The sequence below is a fragment of the Patiriisocius sp. genome (assembly GCF_051252435.1).
Taxonomy (GTDB): domain Bacteria; phylum Bacteroidota; class Bacteroidia; order Flavobacteriales; family Flavobacteriaceae; genus Patiriisocius.
This window is the reverse complement of the sequence record NZ_JBPOFW010000004.1, coordinates 302,011-324,705: the sequence shown is the minus strand read 5'-3', so window position 1 is coordinate 324,705 and position 22,695 is coordinate 302,011. Positions and strand designations below refer to the sequence as shown.

Annotated in this window: 19 protein-coding genes; 7 read left to right on the top strand and 12 right to left on the bottom strand. The window is 35.8% G+C overall.

All coding sequences use genetic code 11. The features are described 5' to 3' along the window. The first annotated feature begins 2 nt into the window (after positions 1-2). Positions 3-275 (top strand): hypothetical protein, encoded by a 273-nt coding sequence (locus ACSHW7_RS11120; protein WP_435679419.1) that lies wholly within the window; start codon positions 3-5, stop codon positions 273-275. 9 nt (positions 276-284) lie between these two features. On the opposite strand, the gene ACSHW7_RS11115 is transcribed toward ACSHW7_RS11120, so the two are convergent. The 5 genes from ACSHW7_RS11115 to ACSHW7_RS11095 form a co-directional block, all read right to left on the bottom strand. Continuing rightward, positions 285-1,925 (bottom strand): FG-GAP-like repeat-containing protein, encoded by a 1,641-nt coding sequence (locus ACSHW7_RS11115; protein ID WP_435679418.1) that lies wholly within the window; start codon positions 1,923-1,925, stop codon positions 285-287. A 4-nt stretch (positions 1,926-1,929) separates the two neighbouring features. Next, positions 1,930-3,096, bottom strand: a complete 1,167-nt coding sequence (locus tag ACSHW7_RS11110; protein ID WP_435679417.1) for a hypothetical protein — start codon at positions 3,094-3,096, stop codon at positions 1,930-1,932. A 63-nt stretch (positions 3,097-3,159) separates the two neighbouring features. Beyond that, the gene (gene lysS / locus ACSHW7_RS11105) at positions 3,160-4,851 is read right to left on the bottom strand and encodes a lysine--tRNA ligase (protein ID WP_435679416.1); all 1,692 of its coding nucleotides are present in this window, start codon (positions 4,849-4,851) and stop codon (positions 3,160-3,162) included. Between the two features lie 212 nt (positions 4,852-5,063). Further along, complete coding sequence (locus ACSHW7_RS11100; RefSeq protein ID WP_435679527.1) at positions 5,064-5,429, bottom strand: DUF1573 domain-containing protein; 366 nt, start codon at positions 5,427-5,429, stop codon at positions 5,064-5,066. A 180-nt stretch (positions 5,430-5,609) separates the two neighbouring features. Continuing rightward, positions 5,610-6,692, bottom strand: a complete 1,083-nt coding sequence (locus tag ACSHW7_RS11095; protein ID WP_435679415.1) for a response regulator transcription factor — start codon at positions 6,690-6,692, stop codon at positions 5,610-5,612. A gap of 69 nt (positions 6,693-6,761) precedes the next feature. Here ACSHW7_RS11095 and ACSHW7_RS11090 point away from each other — a divergent pair, with 69 nt between their 5' ends. Both ACSHW7_RS11090 and lipB read left to right on the top strand, forming a co-directional pair. Beyond that, entirely contained in the window at positions 6,762-6,920 is a 159-nt protein-coding gene (locus tag ACSHW7_RS11090) for a YqaE/Pmp3 family membrane protein (protein ID WP_435679414.1), read from the top strand. 115 nt (positions 6,921-7,035) lie between these two features. Then, complete coding sequence (gene lipB / locus ACSHW7_RS11085; protein WP_435679413.1) at positions 7,036-7,734, top strand: lipoyl(octanoyl) transferase LipB; 699 nt, start codon at positions 7,036-7,038, stop codon at positions 7,732-7,734. Between the two features lie 105 nt (positions 7,735-7,839). On the opposite strand, the gene ACSHW7_RS11080 is transcribed toward lipB, so the two are convergent. The 7 genes from ACSHW7_RS11080 to ACSHW7_RS11050 all read right to left on the bottom strand — a co-directional run bounded on the left by ACSHW7_RS11080 (position 7,840) and on the right by ACSHW7_RS11050 (position 16,705). After that, positions 7,840-8,445 carry an autotransporter outer membrane beta-barrel domain-containing protein gene (locus ACSHW7_RS11080; RefSeq protein ID WP_435679412.1) on the bottom strand — a complete coding sequence of 202 codons (606 nt, stop codon included), beginning with the start codon at positions 8,443-8,445 and terminating at the stop codon, positions 7,840-7,842. 292 nt (positions 8,446-8,737) lie between these two features. Next, the gene (locus ACSHW7_RS11075) at positions 8,738-9,367 is read right to left on the bottom strand and encodes a hypothetical protein (RefSeq protein ID WP_435679411.1); all 630 of its coding nucleotides are present in this window, start codon (positions 9,365-9,367) and stop codon (positions 8,738-8,740) included. A gap of 119 nt (positions 9,368-9,486) precedes the next feature. Further along, positions 9,487-11,916, bottom strand: a complete 2,430-nt coding sequence (locus ACSHW7_RS11070; protein WP_435679410.1) for a hypothetical protein — start codon at positions 11,914-11,916, stop codon at positions 9,487-9,489. 123 nt (positions 11,917-12,039) lie between these two features. Beyond that, on the bottom strand, positions 12,040-12,639 hold the full coding sequence (locus ACSHW7_RS11065) for a ribonuclease HII (RefSeq protein ID WP_435679409.1): 600 nt from the start codon (positions 12,637-12,639) through the stop codon (positions 12,040-12,042). A 76-nt stretch (positions 12,640-12,715) separates the two neighbouring features. Further along, positions 12,716-15,229: a TonB-dependent receptor plug domain-containing protein gene (locus ACSHW7_RS11060; protein WP_435679408.1), complete on the bottom strand. Its 2,514-nt coding sequence runs from the start codon at positions 15,227-15,229 to the stop codon at positions 12,716-12,718. Positions 15,230-15,235: 6 nt separating this feature from the next. Further along, the gene (locus ACSHW7_RS11055) at positions 15,236-16,126 is read right to left on the bottom strand and encodes a FecR family protein (protein WP_435679407.1); all 891 of its coding nucleotides are present in this window, start codon (positions 16,124-16,126) and stop codon (positions 15,236-15,238) included. Positions 16,127-16,186: 60 nt separating this feature from the next. Further along, complete coding sequence (locus tag ACSHW7_RS11050) at positions 16,187-16,705, bottom strand: RNA polymerase sigma factor (RefSeq protein ID WP_435679406.1); 519 nt, start codon at positions 16,703-16,705, stop codon at positions 16,187-16,189. Positions 16,706-16,795: 90 nt separating this feature from the next. Between ACSHW7_RS11050 and ACSHW7_RS11045 the strand changes: the two genes are divergently transcribed. From ACSHW7_RS11045 to ACSHW7_RS11030, 4 genes are all read left to right on the top strand, one after another. Next, on the top strand, positions 16,796-17,449 hold the full coding sequence (locus ACSHW7_RS11045) for a hypothetical protein (protein WP_435679405.1): 654 nt from the start codon (positions 16,796-16,798) through the stop codon (positions 17,447-17,449). Between the two features lie 180 nt (positions 17,450-17,629). Then, the gene (locus ACSHW7_RS11040) at positions 17,630-19,477 is read left to right on the top strand and encodes a fasciclin domain-containing protein (RefSeq protein WP_435679404.1); all 1,848 of its coding nucleotides are present in this window, start codon (positions 17,630-17,632) and stop codon (positions 19,475-19,477) included. Positions 19,478-19,750: 273 nt separating this feature from the next. Continuing rightward, positions 19,751-20,332, top strand: coding sequence for a fasciclin domain-containing protein (locus ACSHW7_RS11035; RefSeq protein WP_435679403.1), 582 nt, complete (start codon positions 19,751-19,753; stop codon positions 20,330-20,332). A gap of 417 nt (positions 20,333-20,749) precedes the next feature. Next, the gene (locus tag ACSHW7_RS11030; protein ID WP_435679402.1) at positions 20,750-22,651 is read left to right on the top strand and encodes a putative porin; all 1,902 of its coding nucleotides are present in this window, start codon (positions 20,750-20,752) and stop codon (positions 22,649-22,651) included. The last annotated feature ends 44 nt before the right edge of the window (positions 22,652-22,695 follow it).

Below are 22,695 nucleotides of genomic sequence, written 5' to 3'. Positions count from 1 at the left end.
ATATGGCATTTATTGGCAGCAATAGTTTTGTTATTGCTATTTGTTGGGAGCCTTTGGCTTACGTGTTATCTGGGCTTCATTGTTTTATTTGCGGTAGGTTGGGGCGGAGGGTCAATGTCGATTTTAGAATTGATTTGGTTTCTGAAATTCCCAGTATTAATAACCCTTTTGCTTTTTGGAGCTTCTATTTATGGATTCATCAAAAGCATACAAAAGAAAACCTCAAGGGTGAAATCTTGAGGTTTATTTTGATGATAGGAACGGTCTTTTTTTAAAGGTCGTTTTTATTTTTTAATAAACTTCTCGCTAAATCGCCGCCCGTTTTCGGTTTCAAAAATCAAGAAGTAGGTTCCGCTTGCGAGCGATTGAATATCGACAGTATTGTTTTGGATTTTAGCTTTTGTTGATACTCCTAATAATGAGGTAATGTGAGCTTGGGGTTTTAAAATTTCCGAAGTATTGATACTCAAAGTCGTTGTTGCTGGAATGGGAAACAACGTAATTTTTTTGTTTGCTGAAATTTCTGAAATTCCTAAAATAGGATTGCTTCCTTCTTCAATAAATAACGGTTCGTTTGCTGGAACATTTTCAATTAAATCAACAATTCCCGAAGGCCATTCCACCAATACTGAAGCTACTTCTGTCGCAGCACCAAGTCCAAAATGTGGGTTTAATGTATGCGCTTGTAAAAAGCCAATGCCACTTTGCACATGACGCACTTGCGTCCCGAAATCTCCCGTAATCGTTACAATTGCGCCAATTCCATTAGCGTTGCTCTCAATGCCTTTTAAATTGAGGGTTAGGTGATTGTTTGAATTTCCTTCGTTTACAAGAAGCGTAGTGTTTACGCTTAGTTTGATATCCAGAAAACCATCATTATTCATGTCTCCCACGGCACCTCTCCCTGTAATATCGGTCGTATTTTGAGTGAAGGTTAAATCGCCGTTGTTCAAGAAAATCCCGTTCCCAAACTCTGCATAAATATCTTGAAAACCGTCGTTGTTAAAATCGAAAGCAACGATTGTCACGCTTTGGTCTTGACCTTCAAAACCAGAGCCCATGGTCATGTCTGTAAATGTTCCGTCACCATTATTGACCATCAATTTGGTGCCTATTTCATTATTGTGCTGATCCGCAACTACTAAATCCATATCGCCATCATTGTCAAAATCTCCCGTTGCCGTTGACCAAGATTGAACCCCTAAATCCACACCAGCAGCTGGAGCAACATCTGTGAATGTTCCGTCACCATTATTACGGTGCAGTTGGTCCACGCGACGAGGGTCTGTTGGGCCTGTTCCACCTCCCGCAATACATTTTGAAATATAAACATCCATATCCTTGTCGCCATCAAAATCAAACCAGATAGAACCGTAATTTCCACCACCGGGTGTATCGCCTATGCCGCCTTGATTATCGGGTAAAAAATTACCCGTTCCGTCATTGATAAAGTAGTTGTTGGGCTCTTCGTCGTTGCACATAAATGCATCAATATTTCCGTCATTGTTGATGTCGATGAAGTTACCGCGTTGACAAAATATTTCGGTGGTGCTGGTATCGGTTTCAGTGAATGCTGTACCATCTTCATTGGCCGTTAAAAAACTCACGCCAGTTTCATCGCCGTACATGATGTCGTTGATTCCATTGTTGTCAATGTCTGCAATAGTTACTGACCAATCTGGAAGATGTGTTGCGGTTGTGGGAATCGTAAATATATCAAGCATTCCCGTAGTTGCATTCTGTTGGTGGATAGTCAAGGCACCCTCTTTAAAAACAACCACATCGTCTAGATAGTCGCCATTCAAATCTGTAATTCCAAAAATAAGACTTCCGGGACCGGTCATCTCTTGCGTGAACGTTACATCTTGTGCTTTTACAGTTATTGCTAGGCAAAGAATTGTTATAATTAAGATTAGATTTTTCATATTTTCAAACATATATTTCTTTCTCGGTAAATTCTCTATTGAAGTTGTTAGGGATGTAAAATTGTGCTATTTCTTTTTTTATTTTAATATTATTTTCATGGCCAACATATCTAAGTATATTTTCTGATAAAACGGCCTGAAGAATTTCTAGGTTCGCATTTGGGTCTTGGTAAACAATTTCTTTAACCTTTAGATAATTTAAGCTTTTTAATAAATTCTCATCTATTTCTCTGTTGAATAGAGGAAAGGAGTAACCAATTATAACTAATATTTCAGTTTTTGATAAAATCTTTTTTATATTATTAAAAAAACTTGAATCAGTTTTGTGTTCCCAAGCATAGTTTATAAATCTATTGTAGTCAGTCTTGCTTTCTTTTAACTCGTTGGGCGAACTTGCGTGTAATTGCCAATAACTTTCGTAGGAGTTAGCTTGTAGGGTTTCTAAATGACCATTTGTTAATGTTTTCCCTATTTGTATTCCCTCGTAGTCATAATAACCTCGATGTCCATTAAGGTGGCAAACTTGATTATTAATATTTTGGCTGTTACTTTTAGAAAAAGGAAAATAATTATTTACCTCTGCTAAGCGTTTGCATTGAGTATCTTCTGTGAATAATTTAAAAGTTTCTTCTAATTGCAAATCATAATTCCACGTGATAAAATTTACAGATTTATTAAATTTTATAATACCATCTTTACCTCTGATTAAAAAAATAGAAAAGAGAGAAATATATCTTGGGTCGATAGCCTGATATTTTTTTTCAGTTAAAATCTCATTAGTTCTGTCAATTGTATTTTTTAAATTAAACTTTAAATATCTCTTTTCATAAAAATTTTCCCACAAATCAAAAAATACAGAAACAGATAGCTTTAACAAATTTAATTCCTCCTCATTTCCTTGAAGGTTAAGTTTTTTTGCGTATGTATCGATTGTGCCAAATTTTATTGCTTTAAGTCCAAAATATTTTAAGCACCACAGAATTTGTTCATGTTTTGTTGAATTTATCTGTAATTCTGATAGATTCTCATATTTCCAAATTTTTCTTATAGGAGAATTTATACCATACAAATCCGTTTCGGCGACATATATCATAGCCTCTGCCTGTTTTTCAAGAATTGGACATGACTGATAACTTGCTCCCGCACCTAAGAAATATGTGATTTTTGCCATTTAATAAAAATAAAAAAAGACTCGTTTATACGAGTCTTTTAAATAGAATGTAATTAAATAGTTTTAAACAACTTCCACAAACAGCCCATCATCTGTTTTCTCCACTTTCGCTACACCGTGCTTTGTTAACCCTTTGATGGTTTTGTCCCATTTTTTGTTGCTCAAACCACTTTCGGTTTTCAACGCGTCGAGGGTCATTTTTTCATTAGACTTTAAAATTGCTAGTACCGCTTTTTCATCCTCGCTCATCGCAACCGCTTTTTTCTCTGGTCTCATTTGAGGGAAAAATAAAACTTCTTGAATGGAAGGATTGTTCGTTAAATACATGATTAAACGGTCCATCCCAATTCCCATTCCACTCGTTGGTGGCATTCCATATTCCAAGGCACGTAAAAAGTCGTAATCTATAAATGCTGTTGCTTCATCGTCACCACGGTCGGCAAGTTTCAGTTGTGCTTCAAAACGTTCGCGTTGGTCAATAGGGTCATTTAATTCACTGTAGGCGTTCGCTATCTCTTTTCCGCAGACCATTAATTCAAAACGTTCTGTCAATTCTGGATTGTCGCGGTGCTCTTTGCACAAAGGGCTCATCTCCTTTGGATAGTCAGTAATAAATGTGGGTTGTATATAATTTCCTTCACATTTTTCTCCAAAAATTTCATCAATCAATTTCCCTTTCCCCATGGTTTTATCTACAGGAATTTTGAGGTCTTTACAAGCTTGTCTAATTTCATCTTCAGTCTTACCTGTAATATCAAATCCTGTAAAATGTTTTATGCTTTCTGCCATGGTAAATCTGGCGTACGGTGCTTTAAAGTCAATTTCATGCTCGCCAAACGTAGTCTTCGTCGTTCCATTTACTTGCATGGCACAGAACTCTAACAACTGCTCGCAGAAATCCATCATCCAGTTGTAATCCTTGTAAGACACATAGATTTCCATCGCTGTAAACTCCGGGTTATGTGTGCGGTCCATCCCTTCGTTTCTAAAGTTTTTAGAAAACTCATAAACGCCATCAAAACCACCGACAATCAATCTTTTTAAATACAACTCATTCGCAATACGCATATACAACGGGATGTCCAACGAATTGTGATGCGTCATAAAAGGACGCGCCGCAGCACCTCCGGCAATGGGTTGTAGAATTGGCGTTTCCACCTCAAAATACTCGCGTTCATTGAAAAATGTGCGCATGGCATTGAAGAGTTTTGTTCGTTTGATAAACACCTCTTTTACGTGTGGGTTTACGACCAAATCTGCATACCGCTGGCGGTATCTTTGTTCAGGGTCTGTAAATGCGTCATGTACTTTTCCTTCAGCATCTACGCGGGGTTGTGGTAACGGTTTTAGTGCTTTTGAAAGTAATTTAAAACTTTTGACCATCACAGTTTTCTCTCCCACTTGCGTGTTGAAAAGTTCGCCCTCGATACCAATGAAATCACCAATATCCAGTAATTTTTTATACACTTCGTTGTAGTGTGTTTTGTCTTCGCCCGGACAAATTTCGTCACGATTAAAATATACTTGAATCCGGCCTTCGCTGTCTTGCAATTCAGCAAAAGATGCTTTTCCTTGAATGCGGCGGGACATCAATCTTCCTGCAATTATTACCTTTTTACCTTCCTCAAAATCCTGTTTAATCTGTTTGCTCGTGTGGCTTACCGGAAATAAATCGGCAGGATACGGGTTGATACCTAGGCTTCTAAGTTGTGAGAGTTTCTCTCTACGAATGATTTCTAATTCAGATAATTGCATGTGAAAAATTTAAAGCGCAAAATTAGCCTATTTGCTTATTTTACGCTTCAATTTTCTTCTGAAATTTCTCTTAAGATTCCCCGTCGATGTTAATTTGGTTGAAGTCTCAATTTTTAATGCAACCTCAAAATGAAGTTGGAGTTTTATTTTCACTTCAATTTAAAATCAAAAAAGAAAGTGTTCGGTATACTTCATTTCCGAAGAGAAACAACTTATTTGGATTCCTTTGTGGCAATCACTGTTCCTTTTATTTTTAGCAATTTGGTTGCTTCCGTGGCGTTTGAAGTTACGGTAATCGTTTTGTTGAAAGCGCCCACTCTATTGGTGTCATACTTCACGGTAATTTTTCCCGAAGCGCCCGGTGCAATGGGTTTTTTCTCGTAGCTAGGGACGGTGCAACCGCAACTCGATTTCACGTTTGAGATAATTAGTGGCGCATCTCCCGTGTTTTTAAAATTGATGTCGCGCTCGCCATTGCTGTTCTGGTCAATAGTTCCGTAGTCCACAATTTGGACTTCAAAATCAATAATAGCAACAGGTGTTATTGCGTTTTCAAAAGCCATTTGCGCAACGCTCATTTGTGCGGTCGCTACCAATAGAAAGCAAAATATTGCTCCTTTTTTAAATGTGATTACTGTAGTTTTCATACTTAAAATGTTTTGTGATTAATACAGGTCAAACATCTTAAAAATGAAATTGGAAACGTGAAAATATTGGTTTGAAAAGCGGACTAGACCCCGGTGGAAATTTATGAGATATTACTGATATAAGGACTTAACAGCATTTCTGTTTTTTACATCTAGCTTTTTATACAAATTATTAATGTGGCTTTTTACCGTACTCACACTCACAAAAAGTTCGTTGGCAATCTCTTTATTCGATTTGTCTTGAAGAATTAAGTCCAATACTTTTTGTTCTTGAGAGGAAAGCGGTTGTTTTTTTTCTGAAATGTGCCGCGATTGTTTTAATTGTTTTGAAAAATATACATTTCCGAGGATAGAAATAAGCGCAACCCCCGAAACCAAATACACCCACCAAGGCAACCTTTTGTTCTCATTGGGCGAAATGAGCATTTTATCTGCTGCTAGTTCTGCTCTGTATTGTTTTGTGTAGCTGGAATTGGGGTACGTTGTTTCTAGTCTGTTTAATAAATTTTCGTAATAATTGCTGGATTTTAAATCTTCTACATAATAAGAATGGAGGTCGCTGGTGCGGTCACTCAAAAATGTATAGCTGTACAATTCGGCAAGTGGTTCGTTGAGTTGCTCGCCAAATGATTGTAAACTATTGAACCATTTTTTTGAATTTACTTTCCTATTGGCTTCGCTGCGATAGGTGCCAAAAGCAAAGCGCATGTCATTCTTTATTGAATCTATTTTGAGAAAGGTATTTGCTTTTTCATTGGGAGAAACCACCTTGCAAAACATTTCGTTTTCAAAACCAAAAGGCAACTCAAGTTTGGTTGTATTATTTGCTACAAATACAATTTCTTTACTATTGAGACAATGTCCAGTAAAATGCAATGTTTGTTGTTCTTCTTCGGTGCAGTTGTCAATATGGATTCGATAGATTCTATTTTCGGTGTTGAGGTTGTCGCCTTGAAAAGTGAAAATTCCGGTGGAATCTGCTTTCGTTTTATTTAAGATTTGCTCTGGATGGACACCGCTTATTTTTCGGTAATCTTCTACGAGCGAAAGATAGATGTTTCCATCTTGGTACTCTTTGGTTACTTTTCCGCTGAAATGATACTGCGCCGATATATTCAGAGAGCACAAAATGACAATGAGAAAAGCTATTTTTTGTGGTTGTGACATTTCAGAAATAAAAACACTAAGATACATTTTCTAACCGTGTAACAAAACGGCATTCGCCCGACCTATGTTATTAATTAATCCGTAATTTTGTAATCTATGAGTATTTGGCGAGTATTGTTGTCCATCTTATTCCCACCGCTGGCTGTTATTGACAAGGGCTGTGGGTCTGTTGTGATTGTTTTGATTTTGACTTGTTTGGGTTGGATTCCAGGCGTGATCGCGGCACTAATTATTATCAATAATCCAGAAAGATAGCGTTGTGATGAGCGGGCCTTTTCTTTAGCTTCCTGTTTTAAAATTGCTAATTCGATTGGGAAAGCCTAAAAGCAAAAAAATTAAAGTTGAACTTGAGGAGTAAAAAGCAAATAATTTGAATAGAAAACTTGAAATACAAGATTTAGGACTTAAAGATTATAAGGAAACTTGGGAGTATCAAGAGGAACTTTTTAAAGAGATTATTGACCTTAAAATCAAGAATCGCAGAGAAGAATCTAGCCTGGAAACGCCCAATCACTTTTTATTCGTTGAACATCCGCATGTCTATACATTGGGAAAAAGCGGAGACATTGAAAACCTTTTAATTTCTGAAACCAAACTCACCGAAATAGGAGCAACCTATTATAAAATAAATAGAGGCGGAGACATAACTTATCATGGCCCTGGCCAAATTGTGGGCTACCCCATTATCGACCTTGAGAATTTTTTTACAGACATCCATAAATACCTGCGTTTGCTAGAAGAAATGGTCATCCTCACGCTGGCAGAATACGGCGTAAAAGCCGAAAGGTCCAAAGGTGAAACGGGAGTTTGGCTAGATGTGGGAACACCCTTTGCGCGTAAAATTTGTGCGATGGGAGTTCGAGCGAGTCGTTGGGTCACCATGCACGGTTTTGCATTAAATGTAAACTCAGATTTGGGCTACTTTGACAATATGATTCCCTGTGGAATAAAAGGAAAAGCAGTCACTTCACTCAACGTTGAATTAGGCAAAGCCGAAATAAACATGGCAGAAGTAAAAGAGAAACTCTTAAAACATTTTCTAACGCTCTTTGAAGCTGAAAGTAAATAAAAAAACCGCATTTTTAGATTCCTTTTTTAACAACTAAATTTAATCCCATTTTGTTAAGGGTGTTGTTTACACTGGCGGTTTCTTAATTACTAAAACGATATCTGATTATAGATAGGCACTTAGACTTATTGCGAATTGTAAACTGCTAGCTATATTTTTAAAGCCATCTGGTGCTGAATCTGGTTTTGAAATTGCCCTTTGATAACGAAGTAATGGCTCTACAGATAGACTTTTGCCAATAAAGATAGCATAACCAATTCCAAGGTTATATTGAAATAAGTTTGATTTAAACTCTCTGTCATCTTCAAATTTATTTTTATAGCTCCCAAAACCAACACTTCCCTCACCAAAGAGTCCGTCAAATATGTAGTATCTTAAAAATGGACCAACATTAAGAGTAGTGAACTTAGATGTTTCACTTGCTCCACCTGACTGGAAACGTTCAAACTTATTCGAATCTATATTTAGTTGTAATCCTACAACAAATTTGTTCGCAACAAAATAACCTATTTTTGGATTTAAATTAATATTTAAATCTTGCCCCATTTTCACGTTTCCTATCTCATTTTGTTCTGTACTAGTACGGATTGAATTGAAACCTACTGTACCATTTAAGAATATACTACCTTTCTCAATTTGAGTAATATTTTCTTGACTAATCATGTTAATAACTGAAAATACTGTGAATATAACAATTGCTATTTTTTTCATAATTATAGTTTTTATAATGAAGACGCAAAACTATTATAAAAGAAAATATTGAAGAATCCTTAAATGTTTTTTAACTCATTTCTAGAGAAATTCAATTTTTTGAAGCGTGTTTGATTAAAATAAATTTAATAATTTTTGATTTATTTGATATATCAATATTATGTTGTAATTCTAACCACTATAATTTAAATAAATTTAGACTTTGAAAAATTTGCTGCCTTTTTTTGGAAGTTGAAATTAAATATCATAAAAATCCCATTTAGAGTACAATAAATGGGGTTTTTTAGTTGGCTTAATTTTGGTGGCTTTTCAATAAAAAGTTGGCAATGTCGTAGGCTCGTTCCCTGGCAATTTCTTTGCGTTGATTTTTGCCTTCCATATCTGTTCCATCATTTTGGGTTTCATCAAAATACGAAATAACGATAATTCCATCTGCGGTTTCATTCATTACTCTAATCATTCTATTTTGATGCATCGAGAGATAAGTGTCACCAGTTTCGCTTATTTTATATTGACTTAATTTGGAGTCTTTCCCAAACTTTTCAGCGTTCTCTTTTGCCGATTTTATTTCTCTTACTATTAATTTATTTTCCCACGGTTGTACTCTAAAATAAAAGCGTGTTTTATTACCATTTGCTTCCACTAGATTAAAGGTACAATCGTTGATTCCTTTATTTATCATTCTCGCATCCATCTTTAGTGCATCTGCAATTACTTGTGTTGAAAGAAAGCTACAATCGTTAGCTTCCCTCTTAAATAAGGAACTGTAATCACCATTTTGGGCAAGCATTCCATTTGAGTTTTCTTGTTTTTTTACAGTGCTATTTTGAGTTTCTGCTGTCTCTACTTCTGTTTTGTTTTTTTGAGAATCATTACAAGAAATTAAAAAAACCAGTGAAAGAATTAAAAGATATGTTTTCATTGTGTTACGTTTTAGGTTTTGAGATATAAACTGCTATTAGCAATTAAATATACGCAATACTTAGTAAACCAAATACTTAAGTTTATAATTACGCTAAAAATAACTTAGACTAAAACCTATTAATTGATTGTGTAAGACAACAATTCCTTTTCATCACCTTTTACCAGCAATTGCAGCGACTTTGACTTTGAAACATCGGTAAGTGTTGCAGATGAAGTTCCATACACGGGAAATCCGTTTACAAGTGTTCCGTTTGAAGTGTAAAGATATACTTTGTTTTCTTGAGTTTCGGTAACGGTAACATATCCCGTTTTATTGAAGTAGAAAAGATTTGGTTTCGTGTAAATACCAAAAGGAAGCTCAACCAATTTCCCATTCATTCTTAGTAGATTATCATTTAATGAAACTTTCATTCTTGCATCAATTTTATAAGAATAATCAGTTTCAACGTTGGGTTTTTTTGTAGTCACTTTTCCACTTTGCGATATTATTTTCTCTTCGTTGTCAGCAGTGATTAAAACAAATTGATCACCATCTTTTTGAATGGGTCTTCCATTGAGTTTAAAGGTTTCCGAAATCTTGATTCTTTCTTTTCCCGTTCGACTTAAGATGTTGATTTTGCCACTTTTTTCTTGAAACAACAAGTAATCTTTGTTGCCCAAACGTATGTGTTGTGGTGTAGCGATAATCTCTGATTTCGCTTTTTTAAAGGTAAATCCCTTCACAGATTTTCCGTCTCCATCCAGCATAATCACTTCGTTGTCTTGAATGATGATAAATCTATATTTGCGGCTATTATCATAATCAAAAACGGCCAAAGGTTGTGTTATTTGGTCTTTATACGAAATGGGAAATGGCGCTACATCTTTTCCGTTTTCATCCACAACATACATTTTGTTCTTTGTTACAAATGCAAGTTGTTTTTTCCCATTTCGGTTTACGTCAACTTCTTGAATGTCGCCTAAAATGGGATTGTCAAGTTTCTTGGACCATGACACTTCTCCAGTAATAGAATATCCGCGCAATGTGTTTTTTATGTCTTGAAAAGCAATATTCTTTTTGCGATTTCCACGCACTTCAAAGTAAATAGGATTTCCTAGAATCGCTTCGGAAATTTTAAAAGAATTGGGAACAGAAACACCAACGATGCTGCTCGCGTCGTTACTGGTTTCATCGGTCACAAAATTTACGTGCGCAAAATTGTTTTCAAATGTGTATTGCTCAATTGCCAAGTCATAACCGTTTACTTTTTTGAAATCTGTTTCTTCCCCACTATTGCCAAGTAAACCATTTGTCATCTTCGCAACATCTTCATCGGTCGCAATTTCGCAATACGAAATACTGCGCGTAAGGTTTGAAGCAATATCCTTAAATGTAGCCGACTTTGATAAAACGGCGTCGCTCATTATAGCGGTACTCATGTTTTCTGCGGAAATTTCCGAAGGACAAAAAATAAAATAACCATTAACTTCAAACATAAAATCGACATTCTCAAACTTGACAATGGGATTAAATTTAGTTTTAAAGAATGAAGGAGAATTGAAGTTGTAAATGGTAGTATTCCTGAATTCCTTCACTTCCGAAATTTGTGGTTGTAGATTTTCGAGTGCTATTTGAGCATCAATGCTTTTTGCAAACACAAATGAATTTCCTTGCCAGTTTATATGACCAATTTCGTTAAACAACTCAGCAATACCTGAAGCTACTTTTGTGGAATCTTTGTTGAATTTCCGAAGATTATCTAATAATAATTCGGCATCACTGTACGTAAAAATGGTAACGCTTTTGGTGTCGTTGGGAATGATGGAAGTAAGCGTTAACTCTTGTGGCACCTGATTTTTAAAATGCGAAAGCAACGGCTTGATTGAGTCTCGTTCAATCAAAACTCCTGAGGCTTGAATGGACGTTTCATCCTGCGAAATATGCAGCGAAGTCCATGCGTTCTTTTTATTATTCTTTTTAAGAACTGTCACAACTTTTTTTGAGGGTATCGCTATCAATTTTTGAAATGTACTGTCCTTAAAAACTTTTTTTGAGATACTATTTTTAATTGAATTTAATGAAGTACTTACAATCATTGTGCTGTCAATAGCTGTGTAAAAAGTTTCCTTTCCGCTCACGGTTAACTTAGTAACTTCGTTATCATCAAAGCGAAGTGTTTCAACTTTTTTGTCTTTTATGCTATCAAGGATTATCTGTGTTCTCGGCTGTTTCGTGATGAATATAGCGTTTGGTGTTTCACTTTCATTATTGGAAAATGCCAAAATACTTTCGTTGGTCTCGCCTATTTGCTCAATAATTGGGCTTGAAATAAACGCAGCATTAAATTTAGAATTTTCAGTATTTGAAAGAAGTCTGTTGTTTTCAAATTCACTGAATAGCGTTTTTAATGCTAGTTTAGTAGCATCTTCTTGAGAAATTTTATAAACAAGTGTAGTTCCCTCAGGAAGATATTCATACAATTCGCTACTATCATTAGATGTACCTTCACATCCTAAAACTGCGCTCAAAGCAAATGTAATGGCAAAAATATAAACCCCTATTTTCATACGATAAAAGTACAAAGCTATTTTGGCTCATAAATAAATTTTAACACAGTTTATTTACGGGTTTTCAACAATTTATTAATGATTGATCAGAGGGGATTTCAGTTAAATTTTATTATTGAAATTTTAAAAATCAAAAGTATATTGCTCCGGCAGCAACCTGAAACTTCGCCTGTGGTACTTTGTAGGACCGTATTTTCTAATGGCATCGCGATGTGCAGCTGTTGGGTAGCCTTTATTTTTTAACCAATCATAAGCGGGAAATTCTTCGTGCAATCGTGCCATATATTCATCCCGATAGGTTTTTGCAAGAATAGATGCTGCCGCTATGTGTAAATATTTGCCATCCCCTTTTATAACACACTCATAGGGTGTTTTTTTGTATGGTTTAAATCGGTTTCCATCAATGGCAATAAATTGTGGCTTTGGTTTAAGTTGGTCAATACTGCGGTGCATCCCCAAAATAGAAGCATTGAGGATGTTGATTTGGTCAATTTCCTCCATCATAACGTGAGCAACGCCGAAAGCGATAGCTTCTTTTTCAATGATGGTTCTTAAGAGCAATCGTTTCTTTTCGCTCAATTGTTTGCTGTCCGTCAAAAAGGGATGGGTAAAGTCATCCGGGAGAATTACAGCCGCCGCGGTAACGGGGCCCGAAAGGCAACCGCGCCCGGCTTCGTCTGTACCACATTCTATAAGATGTTGATGTATTTTGAGTTTGAGCATTTGTTTTATTGAGTGTACAAGGTACTAACAATTGAGAATTTCCCTAAAAAAGAAGTATGAGGTTTTTTTCGGTATGTCAAAAAATAAATCTCAATGAAGCATTGGGTGTAAATTTTAATGCTTTTTCACTGATTTCTTCCAATGAATTATTTTCGTTGAAACCATAAAAATGATTGGTGATGTTGTCATTGTTTAATAGATTCCAAATGGAGATACCGGCAATTCCATTTACTTTATTTCCAAGTTTAAAATAATACATGGTGGAAACATCTAGTCGATAATAATCTGAAATGGTATTGCTATTGGGTGATTGGAAATTTATTTCGCCATTAGTAACCTCATTATTAGGTTGGGCGAAGGTAGTGGGTTTGCCGCTGTGCCAGTTGAACCCTCCAGAAAATTTGAATCGCTCCAAACTATAATTTATTCCGTATGTAAGTGTATGTCTTATATCCAGATTGTTATGAAAAACCTGAGGTTCAAGCGTATCAAAGTCGTATGTATTCTTCGCATAGGCATAACTTAACCATGTATTTGTTTTTTTAAATCTTTTATTGAGAAGCAGCTCAAGACCGCGTACCGTATAATTACCGTGTGTTTTGATATCTTTAAATTGATTTTGAAACCCTTGGCTCTGTGTGGTAATTCCAGTAACATGTTTAAGGTATCCTTCAAGATTAATGAGCCATCCTTTTCTTTTATATGTAAATCCTGCTGAAATTTGATGGCCATTAATAATAGGAATCTCATTGGGTTTTGATAATATCCATCTTCTATTCTCTACACCTAAAAAGTCATTTTGAAAATCAATAATTTGAGAAGTGGTTTGATGTTTTATCTCCCCCAACAATTCAAAAGAAAAATATTTTAGAAAGGACTGATAGAGCGTTAAGCGAGGTTCAAAAAGAATTTTATCAAATTTACTTATGTGGTTCAATCTTCCGCCCAAGCGAACAGATGTATTGCCTGAGGTTGGTTGATATGCAAATTCGGTAAAAATACTGTTTGTTTGTAATACTTGTGTATCGGTTCTTTGAAAGAAAGGAAAGTTGATATCTTCAAAATTAGTAATACCTGTTTCATTAAACTGAAATCCAAAAATCCCATTAAAAGTATTGGTAAAGGAATAGTTTAAATTGGCTTTAATACCACTTTCTCCTATGCTGTTTTCTTGGATTAAACGTTGATCATTTAGAATGTCAAAGTTGGTCGCGGTCAATTCGTATGACGTACCATAGAGTTGGACTTCTGTATCTAAGCGAGAAGACCACGTTCGGTTATAATAGATACCACCCGATAAATTGTTTTGGTTGAGGTTACTTTGCCGGGATAGTGTTAGTCCTTCAATGGTTGCGGTTTCTTTAAATTGCAAATCATTTCCGAAGATCAAAAAATTGAATCTAAAAAAATCGTTGTCACTAGCTTGATATAGTACTCTTAGATTGGTATCAAAAAAAGAGAAGTCTGTGTCATCTGCTGAGGTAACTTCATTGGCGGTAGTCAACTCTGTATTCTGAAATGCTTTGTCAAAATAGGCATTGTATGTGGGTGTCTCAATAATAGTGTTGATTGATTTTCTACCCGAAATTTGGACGGTTAGTTTTTCTGAAATCGGAGCATCAATATAGGCGTCTGCGCTAATAAGGTTGAGTGCTGCGCTTATCTTTAAACTGTCTGAAAGTTCATTATTGCCAAGCATGTTTATAATTCCCGAAACACCATCGCCAAAGGCTGCGCTAGAACCATTTTTTATAACTGTAACCTCTTTTGTCAACTGCGGGTTGAATGCTGAAATAAGTCCAAAAAAATGTCCGCTTTGATACATTTTAATACCATCCCAAAGGAATAAGTTTTGGTCGTTTGTTCCGCCTCTTATGTTTATATCGCTTACACTTTCGTTTACACTTTGTACACCCGGTAAGGCTTTGATTGTTTGCAGTACATCAGTCTCAATGAGGCCGGGTAGCGTTTCAAAATCTTGATAGCGCACCGTAACGGCCCCATCGGGTTCTTTAAAAATACCTTTAGCTAAATAGTTGGTGAGTGTAATAGGGTTGAGTTCTACGATTTCTAATTGTAACGGAATCGTTAAACAGGGTTTTTTAATGAGCTGTGATGCGAGATATTGTGCATCTTGAAATCCGGCTTGAGTTATCTTAATTTTATCATTGCTCGTTTTTACTTGGACAGTGAAAAAACCTTCGGCAGAGCAAGTGATTTCTTCATAAGGAGTAACAACTTTACTATTGGATAATGGAGATAGTGAGGTTCCCATGGTCACATTTCCGCAGGTGGTGATTAAATTAGGGGAGATAGAAACGGCTATTGAATTATTCCCTACTTTTTGATACGTAAAAAGAGTTTTTTTAGTGAGTTGTAAAAGGGCTCCCTCTAGCGTGTTTTCCTTGTTGAAAATGAGAGTACTGTTTTGAACACGAGTGTCTTTGTAAGAAAAAATAACATCAAACTGGCTTTCAATAGTTTCAAAAACTGTTGTGAGTTGAATGCGGTTATTCGTCCTTTGGGCAAAGGAATTATAAGCAATAAAAAGGAAAAGTAATAATGAGAATATGGTTTTTGACGAACCCACGCACATTTATTTTTTTAAGGTTACTGTAGTTTCATCAATTTCATAAGTAAGGCCAAGCGGAATCGTGATACTTTTTAAAGCTTCAGCAAGGTTTTGGTGTGTAAAACTACCTGTGTACAATTCACTCGTATCAACATTTGTAGTGTTTACCGTGATGTTAAACGTGGTTTCTAGTTGAGAAATTACAGTTGCTAAACGTTCGCTTTTAAATACAGATGTTGTTTTGATCCAAGCGGGAGCCATATTCAAGGTGGTTGTTTTTTCAATAATATTATTTGTCAATTTAATTCCATTTCCACCTAACAAAACATACGTTTTATCGTTCATAGAAACCTGAACTGAGCCTTCATAACACATAACCTCAAAGCTATCTTTATCGTCTTGCACTGTAAACTCTGTGCCTAAAACCGTGACAGTCCCTTGATCTGTAGTAACATGAAAATTCTTTCCTTTGGCTACCTTAAAAAAAGCTTCGCCATCAAGATGAACGTTTCTGCTTTTTTTCCAAGACGCTTCATCATAACTCAAAGTTGAATTTGCATTAATAATTACGCTAGACGTGTCTGGCAATGTAACTTGTTTTTGGGTGTTTTCGGTTTTTACAGCAATGTCTTTTGTGTTGTTTTTGAACAAGAAAAATAATCCCACTCCAAGAATGAGTATTGCGGCAATATTACGAAGTACCGGGTATAGCGGAAATTTAGCTTTTGCAGAAATTCTGTTATTCAAAATATCAGTAAGGCCATTTTCAACATCGTACTCGGGAGCTTTATACTGTTTAGCAACTTCAGAAATTTTATAAAAAGCACCAAAAGCGCTTGATTTTTCAAACGCTTTAAGTTCCTTTTCTGAAAGGCTATCTGATAGCCAATCTTTTAATTTTTCTTCCTCTTTCATAGTAATTTCAATAATAGAACAACTCACTTATTCAAAGTCCTACTTTATTTTGTCATTATTTTACTTAATGCCTTCAATATCTTGTTTTAAGCTCTTGATAGCTGTGTAAATCCGTTTTTCAACAGCCTTTTTAGAGAGATTTAGCATATCTGCAATTTCTTGATGTTTTTTTCCTTCGGCTCGATTGAGCATAAAAGCGATTCGTTGACCCTCTGGTAACTTTGCGAGGGCATCTTCAAATTTTTTTAAATATTGCTGCTCTTCGAGAATAAATTGTGGGTTTTCGTTTGTGTAGCTTCTCGGTTTTGTTTGCTGAAATTTTAAAACAATTTTTTTATGTTTTGCATCATTCAAAGACATATTATTGACCAAAGTAAAAAGAAATCCTCTTGCTTTATCAGGGGTTACTTTTTTACAGTGCTCCCACAATTTTATAAAAGCCTCCTGTACTTTGTCCTTGGGATTAAAATTGGCGCCATATTTATAATAAACAAAGTCATGAAGATCTTTTGAGAGTGTGGCGTGCAGTTTTGAATAAACACGCTCATTACAAACATCATCATGTAATTGCTTTGGCATAGTAAAAATAAAATCAGTTTCTGTAAAAATAAGGATACGGTAGGATATTTTGCGCCACAGTTGTTTTATATTTGAAATACACTAATAACTATGTACAGACCTTTAGTAATATTGCTCACTATTATTTCGCTAATTTCTTGTAAAAAGGAAGAACTTGTCATTCTCGAAGGAGAAACCGAGACATCTTTTGTTCAAGATGTTGAGTTGAAAAACTACATTAGTAATATCGCCGCACATGATGGAACTTTTGACGATATTATAGACAGATCACCTTGTTTCAGTATTGATTTTCCCTATGCAATATTTTTAAATGGTGACAACCACCAGATAAACGGTGTTGAAGATTTGCGTGCAATAACTCCAACCGATGAAGTTACCTTAAGCTATCCTGTGGCTATAACATTTGCTACATACGAACAAATGATAATTTCTTCGGAAACGGATTTTAATCAAATCATAGATCGTTGTTTGATGGGTAGTTTATATAATGAAAGTATACGATGTGTCGATATTTTATATCCAATTTCGGTTGGGGTATTTAATGCAGAAACGAGTGATTTTGAAACCGTCATATTTGATCACGATAAAAAAACATTCCAATCAATTGCAGCTTTTACCTCTCAAACATTAGCCAGTATTAGATATCCTATTGATATTGTTGATGATACAGGTGTTCTCCGACGCATAGAGAGTAATGACCAATTTAAAGTACAGGTGGGCGCTCTGTCCATTTTATGTGATTAAAATTTTTATAGATTGAAACAAGAAAAGCATTTGCCAAGGCAAATGCTTTTCTTGTTTTACCCATTTCTTTAAAAATAGCGAACGTTAAAAAAATGCTAAAATAGGATTTAGTGGTAGTACATTTTAGAATGCGGTTGTTTTCGTAGTGAATTAATCAATATTAACTAAAACAATACAACTATGAAAAATCTTTTAAAATTTACGTTTTTATTCATAATTACTCTAGGGATGGTTTCCTGTGGAGATGACGATGATGGTGTAACACCTCCGGGAGACGCCACTACTACAATATCAGACTTTGTAGCCACAAATGCCGAATATTCTTCTTTAGCAGCAGCACTAGAAGTTGCTGGACTTACTACCACACTAGATGGTACAGATGACTTTACAGTATTTGCTCCAGATAATGATGCATTTGCAGCTTTTTTAACCGAAAATGGTTTTGCGAGTTTGGATGATGTTCCAATACCTGCGTTGAGAAATATTTTACTTAATCATGTTGTCTCTGGAAAAAATGAATCTTCATCTTTGACCACAGGTTATATTAATTCTTTAGCAACATTTGGAACTACTGAACGTAATCTTAGTTTATACTTAGATTTGACTTCAGGAGTGCGGATTAATGGTGTTTCTTCAGTTACAACGGCAGATGTAGGAGTAAGTAATGGAGTAATTCATGCAGTAGATACAGTCATTGGGATTCCAACCATTGTAACTCAAGCAACTGCAAATCCAGCATTTTCAACATTGGTGGATGCTCTTGTTGCAGCCACAGATGGTTCAACAGATTATGTTGCATTATTATCAGGAACCACATCATCACCTTTCACGGTTTTTGCTCCTACAAATGATGCGTTTGCAGGATTGTTATCGGGATTAGGTTTGAGTGGATTGAATGATGTTCCTCAACCACTTTTACAAACTATTTTAAATTATCACGTACTTGCAGGTGTAAATGTACAATCTGGAGATTTAACAGATGGTCAAACCGCGACTACCTTTCAAGGAGAAGATATCACTATTGATTTAACTAACGGACCTCAGATTATTGACGCATCCGGTATGGCAACAAACATTATTGTTCCAGACGTACAAACTGGAAATGGTGTGGTGCATGCACTGGACAGAGTTTTATTACCTCAAGCTGCAATTGATGTTGTAGACCCAACCATTAAAGGTCTTGCAATGATCACACCGGACCTTTCCATATTATTTGAGGCATTAGAGATTACAGGTCTTGACAGTGCAGTAGACGATAGAACGACTGAGCTTACAGTTTTTGCGCCAACGAACGAATCCTTTGAGGCGTTTTTAACTTCAGCCGGACTTGCTTCGATTAATGATGTACCCGTTGATTTATTGACTCAAACATTATTGAATCACGTTCTAACAGGAACAAATTTATCATCCTCTTTCTCTACTTCGTATACAAACACATTAGCCACTTTTAACGGAGAGGCAGATGCTGCACTAAGTCTTTATGTTAATACCGATAGTGGGGTAACTTTAAACGGAGTTTCAGACGTTGTAACTCCAGATGTTTTGGCTGCAAACGGAGTAGTGCATGTTGTGAACGCTGTAATAGCATTACCTACAGTAGTAACTTTTGCAACCGCAGATGCAGGATTTAGTTCTTTGGTTGCTGCGTTGACCAGAGCTGATCAACCAGACTATGTGACAACTTTGAGTACTGGGAATGGAACATCTCCAGCACCTTTTACTGTACTTGCCCCTACTAACGAAGCTTTTGAAGATTTATTAGTCGAATTAGGTTTAATGGGACTTGACGATATTCCAGGACCAGTATTAACAGCGGCTTTAAATACGCATGTAATTGCAGGTGCAAATGTGCGGGCTGAGGATTTAGTGGATGGTCCCGTGATGACACTTGGCGATGATGTCATAATTGATGCGACTAATGCTACTGTTACAGACCAAAATGGTCGTGTAAGCCAAATTATAGTAACTAATGTCCAAGCCGCAAATGGTGTTGTTCATGCTATCAACAAGGTATTGTTGCCTAATTAATTTGATAGCCAACATTTAATGTATGCTGAAAAGGCTGTTTACTTAAGTGGATAACAGCCTTTTCTTTTTTAAGTATAAAATACTAAAATAGAGGTGTTTAAGATGTAATTTTTTATTAGAAAAGTTTTAGCCAATCATCTTAAAGAAGTTAAAAGACTGCCAAAATTGTACTAAAACAATCTATAATAAAAACCAAGACTTAGATTCTCTCGTTAATTTAGCAAAACAAACCTTTAACTTAGAATTAAATAAAAATCATTAAAATTTAAAATTATGAAAAGATCAAACATGTTATCAGTAATTGCTTTATCATTTACATTGTTAGTGGGAAGCGCATCATTTGCACAAGACAAAATGATGAAAGAAAAAACAGTAATGGTAGGTGGAGCAGCAATGTATCCTAGTAAAAATATTGTTGAAAATGCAGTAAACTCAAAAGACCATACTACGTTAGTTGCCGCTGTAAAAGCTGCTGGATTAGTTGAAACGCTTCAAAGCGATGGACCTTTTACAGTATTTGCTCCTACAAACGCAGCTTTTGATAAATTGCCAGAAGGAACTGTTGAGACAGTACTAATGCCAGAAAACAAAGAAATGTTACAAGGGATTTTAACATATCACGTATTGGCTGGAGACTACAAGGCAGCTGATATTATTAAAGCGATAAAAGCTGGAAACGGAACGGCAACTTTTGAAACTGTTAGCGGTGGAACTTTAAAAGCAATGTTGAAAGGTAAGAATGTTGTAATTATGGATGAGAATGGAAATTCTTCAATGGTTACAATACCTAATGTTAACCAATCAAATGGTGTTATACACGTTGTTGATACGGTTGTTTTACCTGCAAGCGAATAAATAAATTGATAGTTATTCAAAGCCCGCTGATTCTAGAATCAGCGGGCTTTTTTATTTTTTTTTAACAAATAAAAAACCGAAATGTAAAAATCTTCGTACATAAGGTATATATAAAGAGGTCTATAATGTGAGGTTATTTGTTCTCAAGCCAAAAGCGCATCAATCTAAGGTTGATGCGCTTTTTTTTAGAATTGCTTTGGCTCCAATTAAAAACCAAAGCTTAAAAACCTGCGTATATATAATTGCTACGAAAAAGAGAGGTTTATAATGTGAGGTTATAGTTCTCATAGCTAATGCGCGTCAATCTAGGTTGATGCGTTTTTTTTATTAAAGGAATTTTAAAAACGCTCAATCAAATCTAAAGCACATTTCAGAAATAAAAAAAATATACCTTTGCGATATACGTTATTAGGTACAATGAAGCATATTTTAGTTTTCCTTATTCTTTTCGGTTTTATGGGGTTGGGCATCGCTCAGGTTGATGTACAGCGTATGAAAGTCAAACCTAAAGATGAGAAACCGCCCATTGATATGTATGAGATTATTTCGCATGAGCGGGATACTACTTTTGTTGATACGACGCTGAGTATTAAAAAGGATTATAAATTCAATTATTTACGCAGGGATGATTTTGAATTGCTGCCGTTTTCAAATGTGGGGCAGACGTATAATTCGCTTGCGGTAGATTTCAGCAGTAAGCATTTAAAACCTAAGTTTGTCGCGCAATCGCATCATTTTAATTACTACCAGATTGAAGACATCAATTACTTCAACGTACCAACACCTTTGACCGAATTATATTTTAAAACTGCCTTCGAGCAAGGGCAACAATTGGATGCTTTTTTTACGGTAAATACTTCGGAGCAATTCAATTTTTCAATTGGGTATAAAGGAGTTCGATCGCTTGGGGATTATCAACATATTTTGACAAGTACGGGTAATTTTACGTTTACGACCAATTACCACACAAAAAATAAACGCTACAATGTGCGCGCCCACATCGCTGCTCAGGATGTGCTCAATCAAGAAAATGGTGGTTTGACAGCAAATTCACTCGAACTTTTTAGAACAGATGATGACGAATTTTCAGACCGTGGCCGTCTCGATGTCAACTTTGAAAATGCCGAAAATAAACTAGAGGGACTTCGGTTTTATTTTGAGCATGAATATGAGTTGTTCGCCCAGCGCGATAGCACGAGTTACAATGTGCTCAAAATAGGGAATGCTATTAATTATGAGGACAAATTTTTTGAGTATCGCCAGTTAACTCCATACTCACCGTATGGCGAGTCTTATGAAAATGCAGAATTGTTGACCAAAACAAAGTTAGAGGATTTTAACGCGAGTATGTATGCAAACCTCTCTAGTAATCTCTTCGGAAATATTACCGCCTTTACTAAATATACTGACTACAACTATGGCTACAATACGGTCATCCAGCTAGCGGATGAATTAATCCCAAACCGTATTAAAGGGAATATTGTAGAAGTTGGAGCTGTATACCAAAAAGAATATCGTGGTTTTGAGCTCAACGGAAAAGCCGCAATAAACATCAACGGTGACTTTGATGGAAATTATGTAGAAGGTTCGGCAGGGTATGCGCTTGATAAAGACAATAAAGCTACAGCGTCTATTAGTATTCACAGCGTAGCGCCTAATTTTAATTTTCTGTTGTATCAAAATGATTACATCAATTACAACTGGAAAACCGAATTCAATAACGTAAAAACTCAAGAGTTGAAATTTCAGCTTCAATCAAAAAAATTAGCCGATGTTTCCATAAGCTACACGGGTATTGACGATTACGCTTATTTTGCAATTAGGGAAAACGATTCTACACCCACGCCACAACAATTTGGTGATAGAGTGGACTACCTAAAAGTAAAACTAGAAAAGCAATTTGAGTGGAAACAATTTGCATTGATGAACACAGTAATGTATCAAAATGCAGTGCGTGGCTCTGAGGTTTTCAACGTACCAAAAATAGTAACTCGTCAGTCCTTATATTACAAAGACGAGTGGTTCAAAAAAGCATTATACCTAGAAACCGGAATAGGATTTAAGTATTTTACAAAATACAACATGAACGCCTACGACCCTGTCCTAGCAGAATTTTATGTGCAGAATGGAGAAGAAATAGGAGGCTTCCCGCTCGTAGATTTATTTTTCAACGGAAAAATTAGACAAACAAGAATTTTCTTTAAATGGGAAAATTTCAACCACCTATTCAAAAAGAGTAACGACTTCTTCTCAGCCCCCGGATATCCGTATCGTGATGCTGTGATACGTTTTGGGTTGGTATGGGATTTCTTTTTGTAGTTTTTAATTGGACCATATGTCTGGTTAAGCTCTCGCCAGAATGA